The sequence below is a fragment of the Citrobacter sp. wls826 genome (assembly GCF_005281245.1).
In the GTDB taxonomy this organism is placed as follows: Bacteria; Pseudomonadota; Gammaproteobacteria; order Enterobacterales; family Enterobacteriaceae; genus Citrobacter; species Citrobacter braakii.
In genome coordinates this window covers 11,384-17,394 of sequence record NZ_SZWS01000029.1, presented here as the reverse complement: position 1 = coordinate 17,394, position 6,011 = coordinate 11,384, and the positions used below count along the sequence as shown (strand labels likewise).

4 protein-coding genes are annotated in these 6,011 nt (G+C 55.9%); 2 read left to right on the top strand and 2 right to left on the bottom strand.

All coding sequences use genetic code 11. The features are described from left to right. The first annotated feature begins 326 nt into the window (after positions 1-326). Together purH and purD are read left to right on the top strand one after the other, a co-directional pair. Positions 327-1,916 carry a bifunctional phosphoribosylaminoimidazolecarboxamide formyltransferase/IMP cyclohydrolase gene (gene purH / locus FDW87_RS07530; protein WP_049043237.1) on the top strand — a complete coding sequence of 530 codons (1,590 nt, stop codon included), beginning with the start codon at positions 327-329 and terminating at the stop codon, positions 1,914-1,916. A 15-nt stretch (positions 1,917-1,931) separates the two neighbouring features. Next, positions 1,932-3,221, top strand: coding sequence for a phosphoribosylamine--glycine ligase (purD, locus tag FDW87_RS07525; protein ID WP_016157951.1), 1,290 nt, complete (start codon positions 1,932-1,934; stop codon positions 3,219-3,221). Here the strand turns inward: purD and zraR are convergent. Both zraR and zraS read right to left on the bottom strand, forming a co-directional pair. Further along, positions 3,218-4,543, bottom strand: a complete 1,326-nt coding sequence (zraR, locus tag FDW87_RS07520) for a sigma-54-dependent response regulator transcription factor ZraR (protein ID WP_019078473.1) — start codon at positions 4,541-4,543, stop codon at positions 3,218-3,220. The two genes, purD and zraR, sit on opposite strands and share 4 nt — an antisense overlap. Before the next feature lie 5 nt (positions 4,544-4,548). Next, complete coding sequence (gene zraS, locus FDW87_RS07515) at positions 4,549-5,934, bottom strand: two-component system sensor histidine kinase ZraS (RefSeq protein ID WP_019078472.1); 1,386 nt, start codon at positions 5,932-5,934, stop codon at positions 4,549-4,551. Between the last annotated feature and the right edge of the window lie 77 nt (positions 5,935-6,011).

Below are 6,011 nucleotides of genomic sequence, written 5' to 3'. Positions count from 1 at the left end.
GGGAGTTTCCTGCGGCCCGCAACCCTTAAATTGCAGAAAAATGACTGACCGCTGCATTCCACAGCAAAACCCCGCCTTATACCCATTTACACACAGAGTTATCCACAAACCACGCGATCGTTTGTGCACTTCTCTGTTTATATAAGCATCCTTCAACGGAAAAAGAAGAGGTCAAAATCGAAAATTAAAAATTCGCGAGCGTTGCGCAAACGTTTTCGTTACAATGCCCCCGCACAACAAGGATGCCCCGTAAGGGGCGTTAGCTGAGTTTTTAGCCAAGAATTCACCTAACGCTCTCTGTAATAGTCAAATCCAGGGGATTTACCATGCAACAACGTCGTCCAGTCCGCCGCGCTCTGCTCAGTGTTTCTGACAAGGCCGGTATCATCGAATTCGCTCAGGCACTTTCCGCACGCGGTGTGGAGCTGCTGTCTACAGGTGGCACTGCGCGCCTGTTGGCTGAGAAAGGCCTGCCAGTGACCGAAGTTTCCGATTACACCGGCTTCCCGGAAATGATGGATGGACGCGTAAAGACCCTGCATCCGAAAGTCCACGGCGGCATTCTTGGTCGTCGCGGTCAGGACGACGGGATTATGGAACAGCACGGCATCGCACCTATCGACATGGTGGTTGTTAATCTGTACCCGTTCGCCGATACCGTTGCCCGTGAAGGCTGCTCGCTGGAAGATGCGGTAGAAAACATTGATATCGGCGGCCCGACGATGGTGCGTTCCGCTGCCAAGAACCATAAAGATGTGGCTATCGTTGTGAAGAGCAGCGACTACGCCGCCATTATTAAAGAGATGGATGCCAACGACGGTTCTCTGACCCTCGACACGCGTTTCGACCTCGCGATTAAAGCCTTCGAACACACCGCCGCTTACGACAGCATGATCGCCAACTACTTCGGTAGCATGGTTCCGGCCTACCACGGCGAAAGCAAAGAAGCCGCTGGTCGCTTTCCACGTACACTGAACCTGAACTTCATTAAGAAGCAGGATATGCGCTACGGCGAGAACAGCCACCAACAGGCTGCCTTCTATATAGAAGAGAATGTTAAAGAAGCGTCCGTTGCCACCGCGCAGCAGGTACAGGGCAAAGCACTTTCCTACAACAACATCGCCGATACCGATGCGGCGCTGGAGTGCGTAAAAGAATTCAACGAGCCAGCCTGTGTGATCGTCAAACACGCTAACCCGTGCGGCGTGGCAGTCAGTACCTCTATTCTCGATGCTTACGACCGCGCCTATAAAACCGACCCGACCTCCGCGTTCGGCGGCATCATCGCCTTCAACCGCGAACTGGATGCCGAAACTGCTCAAGCCATCATTTCCCGTCAGTTCGTGGAAGTGATCATCGCGCCATCCGCAACCGAAGACGCACTGAAAATCACCGCAGCCAAACAGAACGTCCGCGTGCTGACCTGCGGTCAGTGGGCACAACGTGTGCCGGGCCTGGACTTCAAACGCGTTAACGGCGGTCTGCTGGTTCAGGATCGTGACCTGGGTATGGTGAGCGAAGGTGAACTGCGCGTAGTTTCCAAACGTCAGCCGACCGAACAGGAACTGCGCGATGCGCTGTTCTGCTGGAAAGTAGCTAAGTTTGTAAAATCCAACGCCATTGTTTACGCCAAAGAGAACATGACTATCGGCATAGGAGCAGGCCAGATGAGCCGCGTATATTCCGCAAAAATCGCCGGAATTAAAGCCGCCGACGAAGGTCTGGAAGTTCAAGGTTCCTCTATGGCATCCGACGCCTTCTTCCCGTTCCGCGATGGGATTGATGCCGCCGCTGCCGCCGGTGTGACCTGCGTGATCCAGCCGGGCGGTTCTATCCGTGATGATGAAGTCATTGCTGCCGCCGACGAGCACGGCATAGCGATGGTGTTCACCGACATGCGCCACTTCCGCCATTAATCCACGGAGCAGACGATGAAAGTATTAGTGATTGGCAACGGCGGGCGCGAACACGCGCTGGCCTGGAAAGCGGCGCAGTCGCCAAAAGTCGAAACGGTATTTGTCGCACCAGGCAACGCGGGCACCGCGCTGGAACCTGCGCTGCAAAACGTGGCAATCGGCGTGACCGATATTCCGGCGCTGCTGAGCTTTGCCCAGAATGAGAAGATCGATCTGACCATCGTTGGCCCGGAAGCGCCTCTGGTGATTGGCGTGGTCGATGCGTTTCGCGCCGCCGGTCTGAAAATCTTCGGCCCAACCGAAGGCGCAGCGCAGTTGGAGGGCTCCAAAGCCTTCACCAAAGATTTCCTTGCCCGTCATAACATTCCGACGGCGGAGTATCAGAACTTCACCGAGATTGAGCCTGCGCTGGCCTATCTGCGTGAGAAAGGCGCGCCGATCGTTATCAAGGCCGACGGCCTGGCCGCTGGTAAAGGCGTTATCGTCGCGATGACGCTGGAGGAAGCCGAAGCCGCCGTTCATGACATGCTGGCAGGTAACGCTTTTGGCGATGCGGGCCACCGTATCGTTATCGAAGAGTTCCTCGACGGTGAAGAAGCGAGCTTTATCGTGATGGTTGACGGCGAGCACGTGCTGCCAATGGCCACCAGCCAGGACCACAAACGCGTGGGCAACGGCGATACCGGTCCGAATACCGGCGGCATGGGCGCTTACTCACCGGCACCGGTGGTGACTGACGACGTTCATCAGCGCACCATGGAACGCATCATCTGGCCAACCGTAAAAGGCATGGCGGCGGAAGGGAACACTTACACCGGTTTCCTGTACGCAGGTCTGATGATCGACAAACAGGGCAACCCGAAGGTTATCGAGTTCAACTGCCGCTTCGGCGATCCGGAAACCCAGCCGATCATGCTGCGTATGAAATCGGATCTGGTGGAGCTGTGCCTTGCCGCCTGTGACGGCAAGCTGGATGAGAAAACCTCTGAGTGGGACGAACGCGCCTCTTTGGGCGTAGTGATTGCCGCGGGCGGCTATCCGGGCAACTACAATACTGGCGATGAGATCCACGGCCTGCCGCTGGAAGAAGTCGCTGACGGTAAAGTGTTCCACGCGGGCACCAAACTGTCTGCTGACGATCGCGTGCTGACCAACGGCGGTCGCGTCCTGTGCGCCACCGCGCTGGGCAACACCGTTGCCGAGGCGCAGCAGCGTGCCTACGCCCTGATGACCGACATCCGTTGGGACGGCAGCTTCAGCCGTAACGACATCGGCTGGCGCGCCATCGAACGTGAGCAAAACTAACGGCTGAGCTTAGCCAGCAGCGTTTTGCGCGTAATACCTAACTGACGGGCGGCTTCGGTTTTATTGCCGCCCGTTTTTTCCAGCGCCGCCAGAATCACTTCTTTTTCGACATCCACCAGCGGTTGGATCTCGCCACTGTATTCCGTTTTTATCGGTGTCGCGGCAATCGCCATCGGCAGCTCGCGTTCGGAAATATATTCCCCCGTTAGCAGCACCACCGAACGCTCAATCGCATTTTCCAGCTCACGGATATTGCCCGGCCAGTCATAGTGGATCAGCAGATCCATCGCCTGCGGAGTAAAGCCTTTCACCGCTTTTCGATTACGTGTGGCAAAACGCTGGAGAAAATGTTCGGCCAGCAGCGGAATATCTTCCCGACGCTGGCACAGCGCTGGCATTTCAATAGTGATGACGTTCAGGCGATAGTAGAGATCCTGACGAAAGTGCCCGGCGTTCACTTCCTCCGCCAGATCGCGATGTGTGGCAGCGATCAGCCGGACATCAACCGCAATAGTCTGGTTGCTGCCAACCCGTTGCACTTCTCGCTCCTGGATTGCCCGCAGCAGACGCACCTGCATTAGCGGTGAGATATCGCCAATTTCATCAAGAAATAACGTGCCACCTTCGGCTTCCACAAAGCGCCCTTCCCGCCGCTTATCCGCACCGGTAAACGCGCCTTTCTCATGTCCAAAAAGTTCAGACTCCAGCAGCGATTCATTAAGCGATGCACAGTTCAGCGTCACCAGCGGTTTATCACGGCGGGCACTGCTGGCATGCAGCGCCCGGGCCACCAGCTCTTTCCCCGTACCGGAGTCTCCGTGAATGAGCACCGTTGCATCCGAGGGCGCAACCATCGCGATTTCATTGATCAACTGCTGCATCGCCGGACTGCTGCCAATCATGCCAAACTGCGCAGCCGACCCCGACGGCAGTTCAGCGCCCGTTTCCCGCGTATGCGCCAGCGCCTTTTCCAGCGTCTCCTGCAGGCGATCAAAATCCAGCGGCTTGATTAAGTAGTCCAGCGCCCCGGTTTTCAGCGCCTCAACGGCGGTCTCCACGCTGGAGAACGCCGTCATGATCAATACCGGAATCGCCGAATTCAGCGCTTTAATCTCTTTCAGCGTTGCGATGCCGTCCATCTCCGCCATACGCACATCGCACAGCACTAAATCAAATACGCGTTCACGCACCTGTTCCAGTGCCGCTTGCCCGCTATAGGCCAGCGCGACCTCATAACCCCAGCCGCGCAGCAGCGCCTGTAAAATGGTGCAGTGGCTGATATCGTCATCTACCACCAGAATATTGATTTTTCCGCGCGTCATCCTTGTTAATCCTGTTGTTTCGCGTTGGTTGGCAGCCAGAGGGTAAAGGTTGCGCCTTTGCCCTCAACGCTTGCCACATGAATGGTACCACCGTGCTGTTCAATTATGTTCTGCACTACCGCCAGCCCAAGGCCGGTTCCATCCGCTTTAGTCGTGAAGTAAGGCGTAAAAATGGCCTCCAGCTGTTCCGCGGCAATCCCTTTCCCGCTATCAATAACCACGATTTTAACGCGATCGCCGCTGCTTTCACTCGCTTCAACCGTAATCGTGCCCTGACGACCAATCGCATGAATGGCGTTCAGATACAGATTCAACAGAACCTGAGTCAGTCGGTCGGGATCGGCCTGAATAGCGGGCAGCGTGGAACTGGCCGAAAAACGTAGCTGGATTTCCCGGCTTGCCGCATCCTGACTCACCAGGTTTAATGAGTGGGTGATGACCTCATTGAGATCCACCTGTTGCAGCGTCAGATGCGCAGGTTTCACCAGCTCCAGCAGTTCGCTCACCACCCGATTTAAACGGTCCGCCTCTTTCGCCATCACCTGTGCCAGCTCATGCGACTCGCCACCAGCCGGAGTTCGTTCGGCAAAATACTTCGCTAAACCTTTGATCGATGAAAGCGGGTTTCGAATCTCATGCGCGACCCCGGCAGCCAGATGCCCGAGCGCCATCAGTTTTTCTTTACGCTTCATCGCATCCTGCAGTTCTTTGTACGAGCGCTGATAGCGCTGATACCAGAAGAACGTCAGCACAGTGGCCAGCAGCACGGCCGCCAGCGCAGACAGGACAATCAGGGTGTTACGCCACTCTCTTGCCTGAGTCGCAGCCAGATCGCTGGCATCAAAAGCGATAAATATGGTTTGTGCGGGGGTAATAAGCTGTCCGTCATTGCTGGCACAGCGCGCCATGCCATGACGTCCTGAACCATACATAGGCTGAAACTGACGATAAATTTCCAGGACCGGTGTTTTTTCACCGTCCCCCGTAGGCATGTCAATATTCCGCCAGCTTTCTTGTTCCCCGGGGCTTAATTGCCGCAGGACATCCGGTGAATAGAGCGTTTTACCGACCATCGCGGAATTGCTATGAGTAATAATGACGCCATGATCGTCAACGACGGCAAACCATAGCACGCCTGGTTGTACGGCCATTTCCTCCAGCAGCGTCTGCTGTTGAGCATGATGCATGCGCATCCCCATACCTACGCGCGTACCAGACTCCAGAGCGCGGATGAGCACGCTGCCTTTTTCCAGTAGCGTTTGCCGCGCGGCACCGCTTTCCCGCCCATAGTCCCGAATGGTCATAATCGAAAACCAACCGACCAAAATCAGGATTGCCGCCAGCAAGAGTCGGCTCAACCACTTGGCCGCCGTGTCCTTATAAAGACGCATACGCTCTCCCTTTATCCCACCTGTTCCTTTCATCGTTGCAGGTATACAGCAGAAATCATGCCATTTTTTCTCCGTGA

Bases quoted from the DNA above. Each gene is read 5' to 3' on its own strand.
- purD (WP_016157951.1), top strand. From the start codon at position 1,932: ATGAAAGTATTAGTGATTGGCAACGGCGGGCGCGAACACGCGCTGGCC.
- zraR (WP_019078473.1), bottom strand. From the start codon at position 4,543: ATGACGCGCGGAAAAATCAATATTCTGGTGGTAGATGACGATATCAGC.
- purH (WP_049043237.1), top strand. From the start codon at position 327: ATGCAACAACGTCGTCCAGTCCGCCGCGCTCTGCTCAGTGTTTCTGAC.
- zraS (WP_019078472.1), bottom strand. From the start codon at position 5,934: ATGCGTCTTTATAAGGACACGGCGGCCAAGTGGTTGAGCCGACTCTTG.